Raw genomic sequence first — 19,905 nt, 5'->3', positions numbered from 1 at the left:
CGGATCACCAGCACCGGCGCTTACCTGGGCGAAAGGGCCGCAACGCTTTGAGAACTATGTTCTTGCCATAGAAGAATATGGATCTAGACTGGCTGTAAGATCCGGCGCACCAGGCACGTCGTCATCAGCTCGTGCCCGCTCGTTTCCGGACGAACATCGGAGGACAGTCTTGACTTGGAAAGACCCGGCGCAGCCCGGCAGCGCGGGAACGCCGCTCATCGACGCCAGCGTGCACATCTTCATGCAATCCAACAAGGATCTGCGGCGGAACTTTCTGAAAGAACCCTTCGCCAGCCGTGGCTTTCCGGATTACGAGATGAACTGGTACGGCGCACCGGGTGGCGAGTACGCCAAGGACACCAAGGGACCCAACCGCGAGTATCCCGGTTCGGATCCCGACATCGCCGCACAGCATCTGTTCACCGACCGCGGCGTCGACATCGCGATCCTGCATCCGATGACCCGCGGCATCATGCCCGACCGTCACCTCGGTACCGCCTTGGCGGCGGCGCACAACGAAATGATGGTCACGCGCTGGCTCGAACACGACGAACACGGCGAGCGGTTCCGCGGCACCATCCGGATCAACCCGGACGACATCGTCGGGGCCTTGCGTCAGATCGACAAGTACAAGGACCACCCTCGGGTGGTCCAGATCGGTATCCCGATGCAGTCGCGCGAGCTCTATGGCAAGCCGCAATTCTGGCCGTTGTGGGATGCCGCGGCCGACGCCGGCCTACCGGTGGCCGTGCACATCGAGGGTGGGGCGGGCATCCAATTCGCCCCGACGCCGTCGGGCAAGACCAGGACGTATGAGCAGTACCTCGGATTCATGGCGCTGAACTACATCTACCACCTGATGAACATGATCGCCGAAGGCGTGTTCGAGCGGACCCCCGATCTGAAGTTCGTCTGGGCCGACGGCGCCGCGGACCTGCTGACGCCGTTCATGTGGCGCATGGATTGCTTCGGCCGTCCCCACCTCGAGCAGACCCCCTGGGCGCCAAAGATGCCCAGCGACTATCTACCCGGGCACGTGTATTTCGTCCAAGGCGCGCTCGACGGCCCGGGCGACACCGAGTTCGCCGGAGAGTGGTTGAGCTTCACCGGCAAGGAAGACATGGTGATGTTCGGTTCCAGCTACCCGCACTGGCAGCTGAACGAGCCGCAGATCCCCACTGTGTTGAGCACCGAACAACGGGAAAAGCTGTTGTGGCGCAATGCCGCGCAGCTGTACGGCCTCGAGGCCGCGTTCGCCGGTGTGGGTTCAGCATCCGCGGTTGCGGCACAGTAAAGGCAGCTGAGGGAGGCCCTGATGACGACCACACAGCCAGTCACGACGAACCCGCGGGTGCCGGCGAAAGAGCGGATCGCGATTCGGTGCGTCGACTCCGACGTGCACCCGATGCCGCGCCGCGGCGAGCTGATCGACTACATCCCCGAGCCGTGGCGCAGCAAGTACTTCTTGAGCCACAAGGTCGGTGAGCAGATCTACTACGACGCACCCGATTACGCGCATGCCTACGCCATGCGTGTGGACGCCTTCCCACCCGACGGTGAGTTCGCCTGCAGCGACCCGGATATGGCGTTGCGCCAGCTCATCATGGAGGCCGGCTCCGACATCGCGATTCTGGAGCCGACCCACTCCGAGCACCGCCTCGGCGAAGCGACCGCGGCTTACTGCACCGCGGTCAACCTATGGCTGGCCAATCACTGGCTGGACAGTCACAACAACTGGCATGAACGCTGGCGGGGATCCATCTGTGTCGCCATCGAGGAGCCGCAGACCGCAGTAGCCGAGATCGAACAGTGGGCCGAACACCCGTATATGGCCCAGGTTCTGATGAAGGCCGAGCCACGTCCGTCGTGGGGTGACCCGAAGTACGACCCGATCTGGGCCGCGGCCACCAAGCACGACATCACGGTGAGCTGTCACCTGTCCCGGGGTGAATACGAGACCCTGCCGGCACCACCGGTCGGCCTGCCCAGCTACAACCACGATTTCATGGTCAGCTACTCGCTGTTGGCGGCCAATCAGGTGATGAGCCTGATCTTCGACGGGGTCTTCGACCGGTTCCCGACACTGCGCATCGTGTTCGTCGAGCACGCCTTCACCTGGATCCTGCCGCTGATGTGGCGCATGGACGCCATCTACGAAGCCCGCAAGTCCTGGATGGACATCAAGCGCAAGCCATCCGAGTACGTCAAGGACCACATCAAGTTCACCACCCAGCCATTGGATTACCCCGAGGACAAGACCGAACTGTCCCGGGCCTTCGAATGGATGGAATGCGAGAAGATCCTGCTGTACTCCAGCGACTACCCGCACTGGACCTTCGATGACCCGCGCTGGCTGGTCAAGCACCTGCCCGAGCACGCGCGCGAGGCCATCATGTTCCGCAACGGGATAGAGACCTACAAGCTGCCCGAGACCGTCCCGGTCCTCGAGGGACAGGCCCGGGTGTTCTGAGATGGGCCAACCCGAAAAGCGCCCGCGGCTCGCGCAAGGACGCGAGCACGTCGTGGCCACCGTCGACGAGATCCCGCCCGGCACACACAAACTCGTGCCGATCGGTCGCCACGGCGTCGGCGTCTACAACGTCAACGGGACGTTCTATGCCATCGCCAACTACTGTCCGCACGAGGGCGGTCCGCTGTGTTCGGGCCGTGCCCGCGGGCGCACGGTGGTCGACGACGAGGTACCCGGCGACGCAGTGATGGTGCGCGACAAGGAGTTCATCTACTGCCCTTGGCACCAATGGGGTTTCGAGCTGGCAACCGGCACCACCGCGGTGAAGCCGGAATGGAGTATCCGTACCTACCCGGTCCGTGTGGTTGGAGAAGATGTGTTGGTGATGGCCTGATGAGCGAGCTTGCGAGCGAATCAACAGCCCTGGCTGCAGTTCCGCAGCTCAAGCCCGGCGAGAAGACCATGGAGATCAACGGCGGCAACGTCGTCTACGAAATCCTCGGCGACAAAGGTGATTTCATCGCCCTGACGCCCGGCGGCCGGTTCAGCAAGGACATTCCTGGTCTGCGACCGCTGGCAGAAGCCCTGGTCGCGGGCGGCTACCGGGTTCTGCTGTGGGACCGGCCGAATTGCGGCAGATCAGACGTGCAGTTCTACGGCCAGAGCGAATCACACATGCGGGCCGAGACGCTGTACCGACTGATCACCGCCCTGGACGTCGGACCGTGCTTCATCCTCGGTGGCTCCGGCGGCGCACGTGACTCGATGCTGACCACCATGCTGTATCCGGAGATCGTTCGAAAACTGGTGGTGTGGAACATCGTCGGTGGCGTGTACGGTTCATTCGTCCTCGGCGGCCACTACGTCACCCCGAGCATCCTGGCGGTACGCGGTCTCGGCATCGAAGGCCTGCTGAATGTGCCCGAGTGGCGCGAGCGGATCGCGGAGAACCCCGCGAACCGGCAGCGTCTGCTCGACCTCGACGCCGACGAGTTCCTCAAAGTCATGCTGCGGTGGCTCAACGCGTTCGTGTCGAAGCCGGGCCAGACCATCCCGGGTGTCCCCGACGAGATGTTCGACAACATCACCGTGCCCACCTTGATCATCCGTGGCGGCGAGAACGACTGGGATCACCCCAAGCGCACCTCGCTCGAAGTGAGTTGCCTGATCAAGGGTTCCAAGCTGATCGATCCGCCCTGGCCCGAGGACGCGTGGGAGCGTGCCGGCGAGAAGTTCGCACAGAGCGGCGGCAAGACGTTCTGCCTGTTCGACACTTGGGTTCAGGCGGCCCCGGCGATCATCGACTTCCTGAGGTCGTCGTGACGGCGGTACGCGCTGCCCGCGTGTCACACCGTGCGGATGTGCACCTCGCAGTTCAGCGAAGCCTCCAGGGCGGTATGGATGCGGCTTTCCGGGATGCGTGTCAGGTCAGCCTTGTCCAGGGTCACCGTCACCACATCCCAGCCCTCGTCATCGACGGAGCGCACGATGTCACCCGACAGGCCGAATCCGGCCAGTACGCCGCGGGCATCCTCGTCGGTCCCGCGGCTGACGAAAGTGACCACGCCGGGCGTGGGTGCGGTGCCAAACGCCTTGGCGCACAGCTCCATCGCAATGATCTGCAGCTCTGGTGCGTCGTCTCCGGCGATCAGCACCTCGACCTCGCGACGATGCGCGGGGAGTCCGGCGAGCTGGTTGTCCAGCACCTCGGCACCGCGCACACCCAGCAAGTCACGGAGTGTTGCCATGCCCTCGGATAGCTCCTGCGCCCCGAGCTCACCAGCCGGATCCACTCCGACGCGCACCACCGCAGTTCTCATACCGGTAAGCCTAGCCGGGGACGGGATGTGACCATGACAGCCGAACTCACGGTCGCCGCATGGCCGGGGATCACCCCGCGGCTACTGCGCGACGGGCCGGAGTCTCTCGAGGCCTACCGGACTGCCGGGGGCTATGCGCCCCTTGCGGATCCGGAACATCTTCTGAACGAGGTGCAGGCCAGCGGATTGCTCGGCCGTGGCGGTGCGGCCTTCCCCATGGCGGTGAAGCTGCGCACCGTGCGTGACAACGGCCGGCAGGGCGGCGAGGCCAGGGCCGGCTCCGTGGTGATCGCCAACGGGGAGGAGGGCGAGCCCGCCTCGATCAAGGATCGCTGGTTGCTGCGCAACCGCCCGCATGCCGTGCTCGACGGCCTGCGGCTGGCGGCAGGGGTTGTCGGCGCCGATCGCGCCGTGGTGTATGTGTCGGATGCGCATGCCGCCGAGTGTGTGGAACGTGCGCTGGCCGAACTGCCTGGCGACCTGGACCGTCCCAGCATCGAATTGGTCACCGTGACACCGGGTTACGTGGCGGGTGAGGAATCCGCTGCCGTGCACGTGGTCAACGGCGGACCGGCCAAGCCGACCGACAAACCGCCGCGCCCGTTCGAAGAGGGCGTGGCCGGCAAGCCCACGCTGATCAGCAATGTCGAGACGTTGGCCCACCTGGCATATCTCCACCAGCACGGAGCGCAGTCGTTCCGCGAACTGGGCACCGAGTCCTGCCCCGGCACTTTCCTGGCCACGATCACCGGCGCCGGCCGCCCGCCGGCGCTCTACGAACTTCCGCACGGCATCCCGTTCGCCGATCTGCTGACCCTGCACGGGGTGTCCCCGGACCACGTTCGCGGCGCGCTGATGGGTGGATACTTCGCCGGCTTGGTCAACCGCGACATCGTCGGGACCACACTGGATCACGGATCGGTACGGACGCTGGGCAGCGGGCTGGGCTGCGGCGCGATCGGCATTCTCACCGATGACTGCCCGGTTGCGGTCGCTGCGTCTGTGCTGGCCTACTTCGACCGGGAGAATGCCGGCCAGTGCGGCTCGTGTTTCAACGGGACGGCAGCGATGGCCGCGGTCGCCACCGGACTGCGTGACGGCAACGCCACCGCCGAGGACCTTGACCGGCTCAAGCGCTGGTCAGTGGTGCTGCGCGGTCGTGGCGCGTGCGCAACCCTCGACGGTGCCGCGAACGTGGCAGCCAGCCTGCTCGCCCAGTTCCCCGACCTCGTGCAGCGTCACCTCGAAAATGGCTGCCAGACCTGCCGTTCCGGCGCTTTCACCGCGGCGCGGCCATACGAAGTGGAGTCTCTGGAGGCGGTGGTGGCGGTATGAAGATCAAGCTGGACCGCACGTTGTGCGATGGCTTCGGGCTGTGCGCCAAACACGCGCCGGAGTACTTCCCGCTGGATGACTGGGGCTACGCCGTGCTCAAAGGCGACGGCAACATCCCCGAGGCCGACCAGGATGCGGTGCGACGCGCCCTGCTGGACTGCCCGGTACACGCCATCATCGAGCTGACGGACACACGCACCGCGCGTGAGGCCGGCTGAGCGCACAGGGGTATGGATCACCGATCCCGGAAACTGGTAACGTGATTCTCCACACAGAATAACCCGCTTACCACCGGAGTCGAGTTGTCACAGATACCGGGACGTCCGCTCCCGACGGTCACCACGCTCAACGAGTACTTCTGGACCGCGGGCGCCGACGGGGTGCTGCGAATCCAGGAGTGCCAGGACTGCAGCGCCCTCATCCATCCGCCGCAACCGGTCTGCCGGTACTGCCGTAGCCACAACATGGGCGTGCGCGACGTGTCCGGGCGCGGTTCGCTCGCCGGGTTCACGGTCAACCACCGGTTCGGGTTCCCTGACCTGCCACCGCCGTACGTGGTGGCCGAGGTGGCCATCGCCGAAGATCCCCGGGTCCGGCTGACCACCAACATCGTCGACTGCGACTCCGAGGACCTCAAGCTCGGCATGCCGGTAGAGGTCGACTTCCAGCACGTCGAAGATGTCTGGCTGCCGGTGTTCAAGCCATCGACGGACACCAGCGCTACCCCGCAGGTGGCCGAACCCGTGGCGCCTCAGGACATCGCCAAATTTGTTCGCCCCATGCTGACCAAGGCCAAGTTCGAGGACCACTCGGCCATCACCGGAATCGGGATGTCCAAGATCGGTCGCCGCCAGATGGTGCCGCCGCTGTCGCTGACCATCGATGCGGCCGAAAAAGCCGTCGCCGACGCCGGTTTGACGTTCGATGACATCGACGGTCTCTCCACCTATCCGGGGCTGGCCATCGCGGGCATGGGCGAGGGCGGGGTGACCGCACTGGAGGGTGCGCTCGGACTCCGGCCGACGTGGATCAACGGCGGCATGGACACCTTCGGTCCGGGTGGCTCGGTGATCGCGGCGATGATGGCCGTGGCCACCGGCCTGGCGCGGCACGTGCTGTGCTTCCGCACGCTGTGGGAGGCGACGTTCGGCCAGCTGGTCAAGGAGGGCAAGATGTCCCCTCCGATGGGCGGCCGCAGCGACAGCTGGCAGCACCCGTTCGGGTCGACCTCGGCCGCACACACGTTGGCGCAGAACGCCGGTCGCCACTTCGACCGGTACGGCACCACCCGCGAAACGCTCGGCTGGATCGCGCTGAACCAACGCGCCAACGCCGCGTTGAACCCGACCGCCATCTACCGCGATCCGATGACCATGGACGACTATCTGTCGGCCCGCATGATCACCACCCCGTTCGGTCTCTACGACTGCGATGTGCCGTGCGACGGCGCGGTCGCCGTCATTGTGTCGGCTGTCGACGCCGCCCGGGACCTGGCCAAGCCGCCGATCCTGTTCGAGGCGGTCGGCACCCAGATCATCGAACGGCTCGACTGGGACCAGACCACGCTCACTCACGAACCGCAGGTACTGGGCCAAAGCGCACACATGTGGTCGCGAACTTCGCTGCGCCCCAGTGATGTCGACGTCGCCGAGCTCTACGACGGATTCAGCTTCAACTGCCTGTCCTGGCTGGAGGGCCTGGGCTTCTGCGGTATCGGCGAGGCCAAGGACTTCCTCGACGGCGGCCACAACATCGCGCGCGACGGTGTCATCCCGCTCAATACCCACGGCGGGCAGCTCTCGCACGGCCGCACCCACGGCATGGGCCTGATCCACGAGGCTGTCACCCAGCTGCGCGGTGAGGCCGGTGAGCGCCAGGTGGCCAATGCCAAAGTCGCCGTGGCCAGCAGCGGCGGCCTGACGCCGAGCGGCGTGCTACTGATGCGCAGGGACGACTGAAGCATGCACGTACCCCATGAGTAAGACAGACCCGCACCCCAGAGTGGTGATGGTCGACGGCATCCCGATGTCGGCCCTGGTCGCCGAGGCCCCTGACCCGCGCGCCATTGTCGTCGCATTGCACGGCGGGGCCACCACATCGGCGTACTTCGACTGCCCCGGCCATCCGGAACTCTCGCTGCTGCGTCTCGCGGTCGACCACGGATACACCGTGATCGCGCTGGATCGTCCCGGTTACGGTGCGTCGGCCGCCTACCCGGACGCCATGGTGCACCCCGATCAGCGGGGCGCATTGGCGTTCGGCGCAATTCAGCGCATCGCCGGCGCTGGAGAACTGTTCGTCCTGGGCCATTCGATGGGCTGCGAACTGGCCCTGCACCTGGCCGTACACCGGCCCGAGGTACTCGGCGTGTCGCTGGCCGGCACCGGCCGCCGCTACCATCCGGCTGCGCAACAGCTGCTGAAGGACGCCTCACCCGTGAACCGGCCGCGCGGTCTGCGCGAACTGCTGTGGGAGCCGGCCCGGCTCTACCCGTCCGATGTGATCGGCGCCGGGTTGTCCGCGGGTGGCACCGCATACGAGGGAGATGTCGTCAAAACCTGGTCACGCCAAGAGTTTCCGGCCTTGGCCGGACAGACCAAAGTGCCCGTGCAGTTCCTCGCCGGCGAGTTCGAGAACGTGTGGGAATCCGACGCCGAGGCATTGGCCGAGATCGCCGCGATGTTCACCGCCGCACCGCGGGTACAGACCGGTGAGCTCGCCGAAAGCGGGCACAACCTCAGCGTGGGCCTGTCCGCCGCGAGCTACCACCGCGCAGTGCTGTCGTTCGCCGACGAATGCGTGGCTGACCGCGGGCACGAGACCGTGAAAACCGATGTGGAAGTGGAGGCAGGTTGATGCGAGTCGGATTTATCGGGCTGGGCAGCCAGGGGGCGCCGATGGCCCGACGGATCATCGAAGGTGGCTTCGAGACCACCCTGTGGGCCCGGCGTCCGGCATCCCTGGAGCCCTACGCCGACACCGCGGCCAAGACGGCAGGCTCTCCCGCCGAGCTGGCTGCCGCCAGCGACCTCGTCTGCCTGTGCGTGGTCGGGGACGACGACGTCCGCCAGGTGCTCGACGGCGAGACCGGCGTGCTGGCCGGCCTGGCCCCTGGTGGCATCATCGCCATCCACTCCACCGTGCACCCTGACACCTGTCGGGAGCTGGCCGAACAGGCTGCAAAACAAGGGGTTACCGTCATCGACGCCCCGGTGAGTGGCGGCGAGCCAGCCGCATCCGCCGGCACCTTGCTGGTGATGGTCGGTGGCGACGAGGAAGTCGTCGAGCGGGTGCGTCCGGTGTTCGCCACCTATGCAGACCCGATCGTGCATCTCGGTGGTGTCGGCGCCGGCCAGGTCGCCAAGATCCTGAACAACCTGTTGTTCAGCGCCAACCTGGGTGCCGCCATGAGCGCACTGGAACTCGGTGAAGCACTGGGAGTTCCACGTCAGGCACTGTGCGAGGTGGTCACGCGCGGTTCGGCTACCAGCAAGGCGCTCAACAGCATCGCCATGTTCGGCGGCACGTTGGACAACTTGGCGCCGATCGCCGGGGCACTGCTGCAGAAGGACTGCCGGCATGCCGCCAGCTTGGCCGACAACGCTTCAGCCCCGCAGGGGGCCGTGTTTGATGCCGCGGACAATGCCCTGGCCATCATGAACCATCCACGCTGATGCGCGTCGGCTTCATTGGCGCGGGCCGCATGGGCGCACCGATGGTGCGCCGGCTGAGCACCGCAGGACACCAGGTACGGGCGTTGGGCCGTGACGACGAAAAGCGCACTGCGGTAGCTGACCTCGGCGCTGAGCCGGTGAGCTCGCCGCGTGAGGCAGTCGAGGGTGCCGACGTAACGATCGTCTGTGTGTTCACCGACGAGCAGGTGCGTGACCTGTGTCCGGATCTGATCGACGAGATGGCCGAAGGCTCGGTGCTCGTGCTGCACACCACCGGCAGCCCCCGCACGGCCGAAGCCCTCGCAGCGCGTGCATCCGCACGCGGCATCGCCGTCGTCGACGCCCCGGTCAGCGGTGGGCCGCATGACATCGCGGCCGGGACGGTCACGGTGTTCGCGGGAGGCCCCGAGGACGCGGTGACCCGCGCCCGCGAAGCAATGAGCGCCTACGCCGATCCGGTGCTGCACGTCGGTCCCGTCGGCTCCGGGCAGCGGGTGAAGCTGGTGAACAACGCATTGTTCGCCGCACAGATCGGCGCCGTCGCCGAGGGCGTGCGCCTGGGCGATCGACTGGGCATCGACGAGGCGACGCTGCTGACCGCACTCACGCACGGCAGCGCGGCCAGTCGCGCGCTGGGCGGCATCGCCGCCACCGGCTCGGCCGACGCCTTCATCGCGCGGGTCGGCGAGTTCATCGGCAAGGACGTGGCCGTGGTCCGCAGAACTGCATCTGAACTTGACAGTGACCTCGGCCGACTCGAGGACCTGCTCGACGCCGCGATCAAGTGACGCAGCCGGACGTCACGACCTGATCAGCACCCATTTTGTGCTTTTCAAACACACCCAAAAGGATTACTGTTAGCGTTACAGTTCAACAGTTTCCCGTAACGCGTCACAGCACTTCCGGCCCAGCCCGCCGCGAAGGAGGAGCCAGCCAATGACCAAGGCCCAGGTGATTTTCGATCCGTTCTCCGAGGAGTTCTTCAACAACCCGTTCGACATGTACCGGAGGATGCGCCAGGACGCGCCGCTGTACTACAACGAAGACTCCGACTTCTATGCGCTGACCAGGCATGAGGACGTGTCAGCGGCGCTGAAGGACCATGAGGCATTTTCCTCGACGCGCGGCTGCGACCTGGCCATGGTGCAGAGCGACGAGCCGCCACAGAAGTCGATCATCTTCATGGACCCACCGGATCACCGACACATGCGCAGCCTGCTCAACAAGGCGTTCACCCCGCGCATGATCCAGTCCCAGCGCGACACCGTCGTCGAGCAGATCGAGCACTTCCTCGGGAAGATCGACTCCGACGAATTCGATGTGGTGCAGGATTTCTCGGGCCCGTTCCCGGTCGAGGTCATCACCCGGATGGCCGGAGTGGAGCCCGAGTACCGCCAGATGGTGCGGCACTGGATCGACACCAGCCTGTCCCGTGAGCCCGGTCAGATCGGCACCTCCGAGGCCGGTATGCAGGCCAACATCGACACCGGCATCTACTACTACGGTTTGGTGCAGAAGCGCCGGGAGAACCCGCAGGATGACATGATCAGCCGGCTGATCGCTGCGGAGATCCCCGGCGAGGACGGCCAGATGCGCAGTCTGGACGACATCGAGATCACCGGATTCGCCACGCTTCTCGGTGGCGCCGGTGCGGAGACCGTCACCAAGCTGGTCGGTACCGCGGTGGTGCTCTTCGCCCGCAACCCCGAACAGTGGCAGAAACTGCTCGACGACCGTGGGAAGATCCCGGCCGCAGTCGAGGAACTGCTGCGCTACGAGGGCCCGGTGCAGTACAACGTCCGCTACACCCTCAAGGAAGCCCATGTGCCCAGCGGCACCATTCCGGCAGGTAAGCCGGTGTTCCTGATCAGTGCGGCGGCCAACCGGGATCCCGACGCGTTCACCGATGCCGACACGTTCGACATCGATCGTGATCGCACGGAGGCACAGAACCTGGGCCTCGGCTACGGCATCCACAGCTGTCTAGGGGCCGCACTGGCCCGAATGGAGAGCGCCGTCGCCTTGGAGAAGCTGCTCGACTTCATGCCCCGCTACGAGGTGAAATGGGATCAGCTGCAACGGGTTCAGATGCAGAATGTGGCGGGATACTCCAATGTTCCGGTCCGGGTGTTGCGGTGATGAGCAAGAAGATTCACGTCGACTTCGAGATCTGCGAGAGCAATGCAGTATGTATGGGGATCACCCCTGAGGTCTTCGACCTCGACGATCAGGACTACCTGCACGTCCTGCAAGAAGAAGTGACGCCGGAGAACGAGGCCCAGGTTCGCGAAGCCGTCAGACAGTGCCCCCGCCAGGCGATCTCGATCGAGGAAGAATAGTCGCTGCGAATGCGATTTGTCTTCGTGCACGGCGGTTTTCATGCGGCCTGGTGCTGGGAGCGCACCATCGCCGAATTGCGAAATCTGGGTCATGACGCCGTCGCGGTGGACCTTCCCGGGCATGGTGTCCGGTTTGCCGAGGAATCCACGCTGGCCAACCGACGCGCCGCAATCGTCGACGTCATGCAGTCCGGAGATGTGTTGGTAGGACATTCCGGTGGCGGATTCGACGCCACGCTGGCTGCCGACGCCGCCCCGGAACTGGTGCGCCACATCGTGTATCTGGCCGCCGCGCTCCCCAGGGAGGGGCGGACCTATCCCGAAGCCATGGCCATGCGCTCGGCCGCGAACGGCCCGGTCGAGTTGGACGCCGGTTTTGATGCCGACGTCGGTGACATGCTGGGCTACCTGCGTTTCGACGAGGAAGGCGCGATGCACTTCGCCGACTTCGACGGGGCCTGGCGCTACTTCTACCACGACTGCGACGAGGCAACGGCCCGTTGGGCTTTCGATCGTCTCGGACCGGAGCGGTTCGGTGACACCACGGTGACGCCGGTGTCGGTGCCTCAGTTTTGGGCGGCCGATCTGCCCCGCAGCTTCATCCGCTGCCTTCAGGACCGCTCGATGCCGCGCTGGCTGGCCGACACGGTCACCCAGCGCCTCGGGGTCGATCAGCTGACCATCGATGCGTCGCACTCGCCGTTTCTGAGCCGGCCGCGCGAGTTGGCCGAACTGCTGGTGCACGCCACGACCACCAAGCCGATCGCAGCCCTGACCCCGGCCTAAACCTTCGATGCTGCGCAGAGGGCGCAAAGGTGCGAGAACGCGACGCCCTCACCGCAGAATCAACGAGGTCAAGCGGCGATCACCGTCTTACCGAATTTCTCGGTGGTCTCCAGTGCGTGAACAAGACTGTCGCCGGGCAGGGTGACGTGCAGCCAAGTCACCCCGAGCGCGGACAGTTTGTCCACACCGGCCAGGTACGCATCGGCGTTGAAGTCGTCGCTGCCGGGGTTACCCCCCTCGAAGTTGTTGAACACGATGTCGATTCCGTCCGGATCCCGACCGGCCGTGGCCAGCCGCACCCGCAGGTCCTCGATACCGACGGCCAATGCGTCCAGCGAATCGATGGCAGCGGTGCCCGCGGTCTTCGCCAGGCCCGGCGGCGCGGCGAACGGGCACCACCCGTCGCCGTGCTTGACCACCCGAGCGCGGGCCGCGGACGTGTTGCCACCGATCCAGATCGGCGGATGCGGAGTGGCCGCAGGCCTGGGATGTGCGGTGATACCGCGGGCACTGAATCTCGTGCCTTCGAAGGTGTAGTCGTCGGTGGTCCAGATACCGCGGATCACCTCGAGCGCCTCATCGAACAGTGCCGCACGCTCGTCATAGGACACCCCGAGCGCGGCGAATTCGCGCTTGAGGTAACCGACCCCGACCGCCAGCGTGAACCGGCCACCCGACAGCAGGTCCAAGCTGGCACCGGATTTGGCCACCACGAAGGGATTCCGGTACGGCAACACCACGATGTTGGGTACCAAGCGCAAGGTCGTGGTGTGCGCCGCAGCAAAAGCCATGGCCACGAACGGGTCCAGCGCATCGTGCCCACCAGCATCGAGCCAGCGCTGGGACGGAGCCGGATGATCGGTGAATCCGAACCCGTCGAATCCCGCTGCTTCGGCCGCAGCGGCCATCGCCGCAACTCCGCTGCCACTCACCAGATCCGGGTGATACGGGTGGGTGTGCATCGGGTAGGTGATGCTGTAGCGCACAGCGGCTCCGATCAGGCGGGGAAACCGGACAGGATGACTCCGTTGCACTCGGCAGCTCCCTGCCGGACCTTCGCGGCTGCCTGGTACGCATCGGAGTAGTACCACTCGCGTGCGGCGTCAACCGACTCGAATTCCAGCACCACGGTTTGCGTTCCGTGCCAGCTACCTTCGATCACCTCGGGCTTCTGGTCCACGGCCACGATGGTGGCGCCGCCCATCGCCTTCGACGCCAGCTTGGCGTACTCCCCCATGCCGGCCGGGTCTTTGATGTCCTCGGTGATGATGACGTAGCCCTTGGCAGATGCCATGACGAATCTCTTTCTCTAGTTGTCGATCTCACTGATCGCCCGTTCCGGGCAGTTCTGTACCGCTTCGCGTGCCGCGTCTTCCAAACCGGCAGGAACCTCTTCAGGCGAGGCGACCGCCCAGCCGTCGTCGGACATCTCGAAGACCTCGGGACACAACGTCAAGCACATGCCATGGCCGGCACAACGGTCCTCGTCAACCCTGACCCGCATCAGCTGTCGAACTCCAGATGCAGCTCGGTCAGCCCACGCAGGATGAAAGTGGGGATGTAGTTGTAGCGGCGGTCGCTGTCCGAACCGTGCTTGGCCTCGGAGATGCGGATGTTGGTAGTCCGGTCCAGCAATCGCTCGATACCGACCCGGGTCTCGGCGCGTGCCAACGGGGCACCGGGGCAGCTGTGGATGCCGCGGCCGAAAGCCAGGTGCTGGCGGGCGTTCTTGCGCGCCGGGTCGAAGGTGTCGGGATCCTCGAACCGCCGAGGATCACGGTTGGCGGCACCGTTGAGCACCATCACCGTGGTGCCGGCGTTCAACTCGGTGTCGCCGATGGTCACCGGGCAGCGCGACAGCCGGAAATCCCCTTTGACGGGGCTCTCGATGCGCAGTGCTTCTTCGATGAAGTTGGGGATGAGGCTGCGGTCGGCGCGAAGGCGCCGCTGGATCTCGGGCTGTTCACCCAAGACCTTCAACGCGGTGCTGAGCAGACGCACCGTGGTCTCCTGCCCGGCCGAGAAGACATTTGTCGCCACCCGCGCGACATCGCCGACGTCGGGGATGCTCCCGTCCGGGAACGTGGCCTCGGACAGGCCGGTGAGCACATCGCCGCGCGGATTGGCCCGACGATCCGTCACGTAGTCCGAGAACTGCCCGTAGAGGAACTCCAGCGGGCTGTGGGACAACTCGCTGCTGGTACTGCCGACACCGCCGCCGGAATTTTGCTTGATGCCCTGAACGAAGGTCTCGCGGTCCTCGGCTGGAATGCCCAGCAGGTCGGCGATCACCAGGAGCGTGAACGGACCGGCAAAACCCTTGATGAACTCGCCATGGCCCGGTTCGAGGTAGCTGTCGAGGACCTCGTCGGCCAGTTGCCACATGGCGTCCTCATTCTCTTTGAGGCGCTTGGGCGTGATCAGCCGCATCAACAGCGAGCGGTGATCGGTGTGGGTCGGCGGATCGAGCGTTGGCAGCTGATCGCTGAACGGCAGATCGTTGCGGTGCTTCTCGATGAGCGCGGTCACCTCATCGGTGCTGCGCCCCTCCAGGGGTACCGGGAACCCGGGGAACGGTCCGGTGACCGACACGCACGACGAGAAGGTCTCTTCGTCGTTGTACACCTGCACGGCTTCGTCCCAGCCGGTCACCATGGTGACGTTGTAATGGTCTTCGCGAGTGACCGGGCACTTGTTCCGCAGCGCCTCGAAAAATGGGTACGGATTGTCGACCAATCGTTCATCGCGAAAAAAATCGATACCGGTTGGGTCGATCGCCATCAGCTGCTCCCGTTCCAGCCGCAGGTATGAGAATGCGGCTCTCATCTATGGATAGTAGATTTCCATAGCACCGGTTTTGCGTCAACGCCGGTCCCCAATCATCAGGGATAAGCAGCAAGAATACGGTTCTCATCCCTCGATCTGCCCGGGCTGCCGACGTTCAGAGTCCGATGGCCGTGTGCCATCGCGGTCGAAACAAGATAGTTAGACAAACGTCAACTATTTCAAACTGGGATATCCGCTGCTAAAGTGCCCGACGTGCCCAAGGGAACCGCGGCTGACACTGCTGACAGCAGTCAACGCCGGGCATCGTTCCAGCGGGCCCGCTCCCACCAGACCAAGCGCGACCTGGTCCAAGCCGCAATGGCGCTCTGGCGAACGAACGGCTACGCCAAGACCACGGTCGCCGACATCTGCCGCGCCGCGGGAGTATCGCGGGCCCTCTTCTATTTCTATTTCCCGGCCAAAGAAGACGTCCTGTTCGAAGTCGGTCTGACCTCGACCCGGCTCGCGCAGAAGCGGGTCAAATCGCTGTTGGTTGGCGACTACGACGTCATGGGTGTCATCACCGAGGCGCTGCGCAGCCTGGAGCGGTCGATGGCGCGCAATCCACCCGAACTGATTGTCGAGACGATCCTCGAGGGGTACCGGCACGAGCACCGGATCCTGGCCGGCAACGTCGCCGCGGAGACGCACGACGTCGACATGTTCGGCGAGTTGTTCGCCCGCGCCCAGGCTGACGGCAAGCTCGGTTCCCACGTCGACGTCGACCACCTGTCCCGGCTGGCGCAGATCCTGGTCAGCGAGGGCGTCCGGCACTGGGCCGGAGGCAGTTTCGGCAACCGCACGTTCACCGATGTCGTCGCACGCGACATCGGTGCGATGATCACCGGCTTCAACTCCACCAACAACTAGATCGGAGGACCCCCGATGGCGTGGGATTTCGAGACCGACCCGCAGTATCAGGAACTACTGGACTGGGCCGACGAATTCGTGACCGAACAGGTCGAACCGCTCGACCTGGCCTGGCCGCATCTGCAATTCACCCAGCTGGAGGGCAAGCGCCGCGAGGCGATCGCCCCACTCAAGGAGCAGGTGCGTGAAAAGGGATTGTGGGCAACACATCTCGGTCCAGAATTGGGCGGGCAAGGATACGGGCAGCTGAAGTTGGCGCTGCTCAACGAGATCCTGGGCCGCTCGCAGTGGGCTCCGATCGTGTTCGGCTGTCAGGCCCCCGATACCGGAAACGCCGAGATCATCGCGCATTACGGCACCGAGGAACAGAAGAAGCGCTATCTGCATCCGCTGCTCGAAGGTGAGCTGTTCTCCTGCTACTCCATGACCGAACCGCATGCCGGCGCGGACCCCACCCTGTTCACCACGAGCGCGGTAAGGGATGCGGATGGGTCGAGCTGGATCATTAATGGCTGGAAGTTCTTCTCCTCCAACGCCGCGACCGCGTCCTTTCTGATCGTCATGGTGGTCACCAACCCCGAAGTCAGCGCCTATCAGGGCATGTCGATGTTCCTGGTGCCCACCGACACTCCCGGCGTCAAGATCGTCCGCAATGTCGGGCTGTACGGCGAAGCGGACGACCACGGCAGCCATGCCTTGATCCACTACGACAATGTCCGGGTGCCGGCCGAGGCCCTCCTGGGCGGCGAGGGGCAGGCTTTCGTGATCGCCCAGACCCGGTTGGGCGGCGGACGGATTCACCATGCCATGCGCACGATCGGCCTGGCGCAGAAGGCGCTGGACATGATGTGCGAACGCGCCTTGAGCCGGGAGACCCAGGGCAGCCGGCTGTCCGACAAGCAGTTCGTCCAGGGTTACATCGCCGATTCGTATGCCCAGCTACTGCAGTTCCGGCTGATGGTGCTCTACACCGCGTGGGAGATCGACAAGTACAACGACTACAAGAAGGTCCGTAAGGACATCGCCGCGGTCAAGGTCGCGATGCCCACCGTGCTGCACGACATCGCCTGGCGCGCAATGCAGGTCCACGGTGCGCTGGGCGTCACCAACGAGATGCCGTTCCTGGGCATGGTCACCGGTGCCGCGGTCATGGGCCTGGCCGACGGACCGACCGAGGTGCACAAGACCACTGTCGCCCGGCAGGTCTTGCGCGACTACCAGCCGACCACCGACACCTGGCCCACCGAGTGGATCCCGCGCAAGCGTGAGGCCGCGAAGGCCAAGTTCGCCGAATTCCTGGAGGCCGAGGTGGGCAACTTGTGAGCGAGATCGACACTGAGCGCCTTGCCGATTGGATGGACGACACCGCCCTGCCCGGCAAAGGTGAGCCGCTTGAGGCCCGCTTCCTGTCCGGTGGGACCCAGAACGTCATCTACGAGATCCGCCGGGGCGAACACGCCTGTGTACTACGCATGCCACCGGCCGGCGCCCCGCCGGACCGGGACAAGGGCATCCTGCGGGAGTGGCGCATCATCGAGGCACTCGACGGCACGGATGTTCCGCACACCGCCGCGGTCGGTGTTTGCGCCGATCCGGACGTGCTTGGCCGGCCGTTCTACCTCATGGGATTCGTCGACGGCTGGTCGCCGATGGACACCCACGGCCGCTGGCCCGAGCCGTTCAACAGCGATCTGAGCACCCGGCCTGGCCTGAGTTACCAACTGGCCGAGGGCATTGCGCTGCTGTCGAAGGTGGATTGGCAAGCGAAGGGCCTGGCTGATCTCGGTCGGCCCGAAGGCTTCCACGAACGTCAGGTCGACCGGTGGATCGGCTTCCTCGACCGGATCAAGAATCGTGATCTGCCCGGGCTCGAGGTGGCCACCGACTGGCTGCGCGCCCGCAAGCCACTCGACTTCCTCCCCGGTCTGATGCACGGGGACTACCAGTTCGCCAATGTCATGTACCGCCACGGCGCCCCGGCCACGATGGCCGCGATCGTGGACTGGGAGATGGGCACCGTCGGTGACCCGAAGCTGGACCTGGCGTGGATGGTGCAGAGCTGGCCTTCGGATACGGACCACCCGGAGCCCTCGGAAATGGGTTACGTCGACATGCGCGGGATGCCCTCGCGTGACGACGTCGTCGCGCACTACGCGACAGTGTCCGGCCGCCAGGTCGATGATCTGGACTACTACCTGGTGCTGGCCAAGTGGAAGCTGGCGATCGTCCTGGAACAGGGCTTTCAACGGGCCGGTGACGACGAGAAACTGCTGGCCTTCGGACCGGTGGTCACCGAACTGATGCGATCTGCCGCCGAACTCGCCGAATCCACCGATTACCGGTGAAGGCCGCGGTCTGCCCGGCCTACGGATCTCCGGATGTGGTTCGCCTCGAAGATGTCCCCGAACCACCGCTGGAATCCGGCCAGGTACGGGTACAGGTCGGTGCGGCCGCGGTGAACTTCCCCGATGTGCTTTTGGTCGCCGACAAGTACCAGATCCACGTGCCGGTTCCGTTCGTGCCGGGCAGTGAGTTCGCCGGGATGGTCACCGAGATCGCAGCTGACGCCGACGGTTTCGCCGTCGGCGACCGGGTAACCGGCACCGGATTGTTCGGCGCGTTCGCCGAGCAGGTGTGTGTGCCGACGGCGGGGCTGGCCCGGATTCCCGACGGTGTGGACGATCGCACGGCGGCGGCATTCGGGGTGGCTCATCGCACCGCCTATCACACGTTGCGGTCGGTGGCCCGCATCCAACCCGGCGACGACGTGATCGTGCTGGGAGCCGGCGGAGGCGTGGGCCTGGCGGCCGTGCAGCTCGCGGTAGCGCTCGGCGCGCGGGTCACCGCGGTGGCGTCCTCGGACGAAAAACTCTCCACTGCAGCACAATACGGCGCAGCCTCACTGATCACTCACAAGCGCGGAGACTTGCGCACCGCCCTGCGCGAGGCGCTACCCGACGGTGCGCATGCGGTCCTCGATCCGGTCGGCGGGGATCTGTCGGAGCCTTCCCTGCGGTCATTGCGTCGCGGCGGCCGGTTCGTGACGATCGGCTACGCGTCGGGCGTGATCCCCCGCATCCCACTGAACCTGGTTCTGGTCAAGGGAATTCACGTGTCGGGCTTTCAGTTCCAGGACATCGACCCGGACGAGTTCACCCGCAACGAAGCCGAATTGCGGGACATGTTGGCCACTGGCGCCGTCCAGCCACACGTCGGTGCGGTCTATCCACTGGATCAGGTGTCGACCGCACTGCGACGGGTCGCTGAAGGACGCGCTGTGGGCAAGGTCGTGATCGAGCTCACTCCTTCGGCGGATAGAAGTACTCCCGCCAAGCCGTGATCTTCTCATCACGCACCTCGTAAGCGCCCATGACCGGCCAGCTCATCTGCTTGCCGTCGACGACCCAGTGATCGCGGCGTTCCATCAACACGACCTCCCCGTCTACCGCGAGGTGCCGGATCTCAAGGTCGACACATTTGCCGCCGGCGAAGAACGCCTTCATCATCTCGTGGATCGCGTCGCGCCCGGAGAGCTTCGGCCAGTCGGGCCCGATGTCGAAGGTGGCGTCTTCGGCGAAGTGACTCATCACCTCGTCGACGTCGTTGCTCCCCCACGCGGCGATCTCGGCGCGCACGATCTCCTCAGCGGTCATCGGATTCTCCTCGGCCCATAGCGACACTTATTTACACTTTAACTATCAACTGTAATGATGGTCTGATCCTGCTAAGCAAGTGCCCAGGACTACTGAGCCCAGCTGAACCCAGCCCGCTGCAGCACTCCCGCT

At 65.1% G+C, this 19,905-nt stretch carries 22 protein-coding genes and 1 pseudogene; 17 read left to right on the top strand and 6 right to left on the bottom strand.

Annotated features, from left to right (window positions below):
- Window positions 1-169 precede the first annotated feature (169 nt).
- The 4 genes from BKG60_RS24790 to BKG60_RS24775 are packed head-to-tail and all read left to right on the top strand — an operon-like array spanning window position 170 to window position 3,793.
- On the top strand, window positions 170-1,294 hold the full coding sequence (locus BKG60_RS24790; RefSeq protein WP_070945080.1) for an amidohydrolase family protein: 1,125 nt from the start codon (window positions 170-172) through the stop codon (window positions 1,292-1,294).
- 21 nt (window positions 1,295-1,315) lie between these two features.
- Entirely contained in the window at window positions 1,316-2,470 is a 1,155-nt protein-coding gene (locus BKG60_RS24785; RefSeq protein ID WP_070945081.1) for an amidohydrolase family protein, read from the top strand.
- A 1-nt stretch (window position 2,471) separates the two neighbouring features.
- Entirely contained in the window at window positions 2,472-2,864 is a 393-nt protein-coding gene (locus tag BKG60_RS24780; protein ID WP_070945082.1) for a Rieske (2Fe-2S) protein, read from the top strand.
- Window positions 2,864-3,793: an alpha/beta fold hydrolase gene (locus BKG60_RS24775; RefSeq protein WP_070945083.1), complete on the top strand. Its 930-nt coding sequence runs from the start codon at window positions 2,864-2,866 to the stop codon at window positions 3,791-3,793. The genes BKG60_RS24780 and BKG60_RS24775 overlap by 1 nt, the downstream gene beginning before the upstream one ends.
- Window positions 3,794-3,816: 23 nt before the next feature.
- Here the strand turns inward: BKG60_RS24775 and BKG60_RS24770 are convergent, their stop codons facing one another.
- On the bottom strand, window positions 3,817-4,290 hold the full coding sequence (locus BKG60_RS24770; RefSeq protein WP_070945084.1) for a hypothetical protein: 474 nt from the start codon (window positions 4,288-4,290) through the stop codon (window positions 3,817-3,819).
- Between the two features lie 27 nt (window positions 4,291-4,317).
- Here BKG60_RS24770 and BKG60_RS24765 point away from each other — a divergent pair, with 27 nt between their 5' ends.
- The 9 genes and pseudogenes from BKG60_RS24765 to BKG60_RS24725 all read left to right on the top strand — a co-directional run bounded on the left by BKG60_RS24765 (window position 4,318) and on the right by BKG60_RS24725 (window position 12,424).
- The gene (locus BKG60_RS24765) at window positions 4,318-5,625 is read left to right on the top strand and encodes an NADH-ubiquinone oxidoreductase-F iron-sulfur binding region domain-containing protein (RefSeq protein WP_083339272.1); all 1,308 of its coding nucleotides are present in this window, start codon (window positions 4,318-4,320) and stop codon (window positions 5,623-5,625) included.
- A pseudogene (locus tag BKG60_RS24760) lies at window positions 5,622-5,822 on the top strand (ferredoxin); the annotation flags it as partial. The gene BKG60_RS24765 and the pseudogene BKG60_RS24760, both read left to right, overlap by 4 nt.
- Window positions 5,823-5,927: 105 nt before the next feature.
- The gene (locus BKG60_RS24755) at window positions 5,928-7,583 is read left to right on the top strand and encodes a thiolase C-terminal domain-containing protein (RefSeq protein WP_070945086.1); all 1,656 of its coding nucleotides are present in this window, start codon (window positions 5,928-5,930) and stop codon (window positions 7,581-7,583) included.
- A gap of 16 nt (window positions 7,584-7,599) precedes the next feature.
- The gene (locus BKG60_RS24750; protein ID WP_070945087.1) at window positions 7,600-8,481 is read left to right on the top strand and encodes an alpha/beta fold hydrolase; all 882 of its coding nucleotides are present in this window, start codon (window positions 7,600-7,602) and stop codon (window positions 8,479-8,481) included.
- Window positions 8,481-9,299, top strand: coding sequence for an NAD(P)-dependent oxidoreductase (locus BKG60_RS24745; protein WP_075910155.1), 819 nt, complete (start codon window positions 8,481-8,483; stop codon window positions 9,297-9,299). The genes BKG60_RS24750 and BKG60_RS24745 overlap by 1 nt, the downstream gene beginning before the upstream one ends.
- Window positions 9,299-10,087 (top strand): NAD(P)-dependent oxidoreductase, encoded by a 789-nt coding sequence (locus BKG60_RS24740; protein WP_070945089.1) that lies wholly within the window; start codon window positions 9,299-9,301, stop codon window positions 10,085-10,087. Before BKG60_RS24745 ends, BKG60_RS24740 begins: the two co-directional genes overlap by 1 nt.
- Before the next feature lie 148 nt (window positions 10,088-10,235).
- Window positions 10,236-11,438, top strand: a complete 1,203-nt coding sequence (locus BKG60_RS24735; protein WP_070945090.1) for a cytochrome P450 — start codon at window positions 10,236-10,238, stop codon at window positions 11,436-11,438.
- Window positions 11,438-11,638, top strand: coding sequence for a ferredoxin (locus BKG60_RS24730; RefSeq protein WP_070945091.1), 201 nt, complete (start codon window positions 11,438-11,440; stop codon window positions 11,636-11,638). Before BKG60_RS24735 ends, BKG60_RS24730 begins: the two co-directional genes overlap by 1 nt.
- A gap of 9 nt (window positions 11,639-11,647) precedes the next feature.
- Window positions 11,648-12,424, top strand: a complete 777-nt coding sequence (locus tag BKG60_RS24725) for an alpha/beta fold hydrolase (protein WP_070945092.1) — start codon at window positions 11,648-11,650, stop codon at window positions 12,422-12,424.
- A 68-nt stretch (window positions 12,425-12,492) separates the two neighbouring features.
- Here the strand turns inward: BKG60_RS24725 and BKG60_RS24720 are convergent, their stop codons facing one another.
- The 4 genes from BKG60_RS24720 to BKG60_RS24705 are packed head-to-tail and all read right to left on the bottom strand — an operon-like array spanning window position 12,493 to window position 15,205.
- The gene (locus BKG60_RS24720; protein ID WP_070945093.1) at window positions 12,493-13,410 is read right to left on the bottom strand and encodes an LLM class F420-dependent oxidoreductase; all 918 of its coding nucleotides are present in this window, start codon (window positions 13,408-13,410) and stop codon (window positions 12,493-12,495) included.
- 11 nt (window positions 13,411-13,421) lie between these two features.
- Window positions 13,422-13,718, bottom strand: coding sequence for a DUF1330 domain-containing protein (locus BKG60_RS24715; RefSeq protein WP_070945094.1), 297 nt, complete (start codon window positions 13,716-13,718; stop codon window positions 13,422-13,424).
- A 15-nt stretch (window positions 13,719-13,733) separates the two neighbouring features.
- Window positions 13,734-13,928 (bottom strand): ferredoxin, encoded by a 195-nt coding sequence (locus BKG60_RS24710; protein ID WP_070945095.1) that lies wholly within the window; start codon window positions 13,926-13,928, stop codon window positions 13,734-13,736.
- Window positions 13,928-15,205, bottom strand: a complete 1,278-nt coding sequence (locus BKG60_RS24705; protein ID WP_070945172.1) for a cytochrome P450 — start codon at window positions 15,203-15,205, stop codon at window positions 13,928-13,930. The genes BKG60_RS24710 and BKG60_RS24705 overlap by 1 nt, the downstream gene beginning before the upstream one ends.
- A gap of 258 nt (window positions 15,206-15,463) precedes the next feature.
- On the opposite strand from BKG60_RS24705, the gene BKG60_RS24700 reads away from it, so the two are divergent.
- From BKG60_RS24700 to BKG60_RS24685, 4 genes are read left to right on the top strand one after another with little or no spacing between them, the layout of a single operon-like run.
- Window positions 15,464-16,120, top strand: a complete 657-nt coding sequence (locus tag BKG60_RS24700) for a TetR/AcrR family transcriptional regulator (protein ID WP_070945174.1) — start codon at window positions 15,464-15,466, stop codon at window positions 16,118-16,120.
- A gap of 15 nt (window positions 16,121-16,135) precedes the next feature.
- Window positions 16,136-17,443, top strand: a complete 1,308-nt coding sequence (locus BKG60_RS24695; protein WP_070945096.1) for an acyl-CoA dehydrogenase family protein — start codon at window positions 16,136-16,138, stop codon at window positions 17,441-17,443.
- A gap of 32 nt (window positions 17,444-17,475) precedes the next feature.
- On the top strand, window positions 17,476-18,465 hold the full coding sequence (locus BKG60_RS24690; protein WP_070945173.1) for a phosphotransferase family protein: 990 nt from the start codon (window positions 17,476-17,478) through the stop codon (window positions 18,463-18,465).
- Window positions 18,462-19,460: an NADPH:quinone oxidoreductase family protein gene (locus BKG60_RS24685; protein WP_070945097.1), complete on the top strand. Its 999-nt coding sequence runs from the start codon at window positions 18,462-18,464 to the stop codon at window positions 19,458-19,460. The genes BKG60_RS24690 and BKG60_RS24685 overlap by 4 nt, the downstream gene beginning before the upstream one ends.
- On the opposite strand, the gene BKG60_RS24680 is transcribed toward BKG60_RS24685, so the two are convergent.
- A complete protein-coding gene (locus BKG60_RS24680) occupies window positions 19,420-19,773 on the bottom strand; it encodes an SgcJ/EcaC family oxidoreductase (protein ID WP_070945175.1) in 354 nt (117 codons plus the stop codon). The genes BKG60_RS24685 and BKG60_RS24680 overlap by 41 nt on opposite strands.
- Between the last annotated feature and the right edge of the window lie 132 nt (window positions 19,774-19,905).

It is taken from the genome of Mycobacterium syngnathidarum (assembly GCF_001942625.1).
Classification (GTDB): Bacteria; Actinomycetota; Actinomycetes; order Mycobacteriales; family Mycobacteriaceae; genus Mycobacterium; species Mycobacterium syngnathidarum.
The sequence above is the reverse complement of the archived record's forward strand: the minus strand, read 5'-3'. Positions and strand labels throughout refer to the sequence as shown.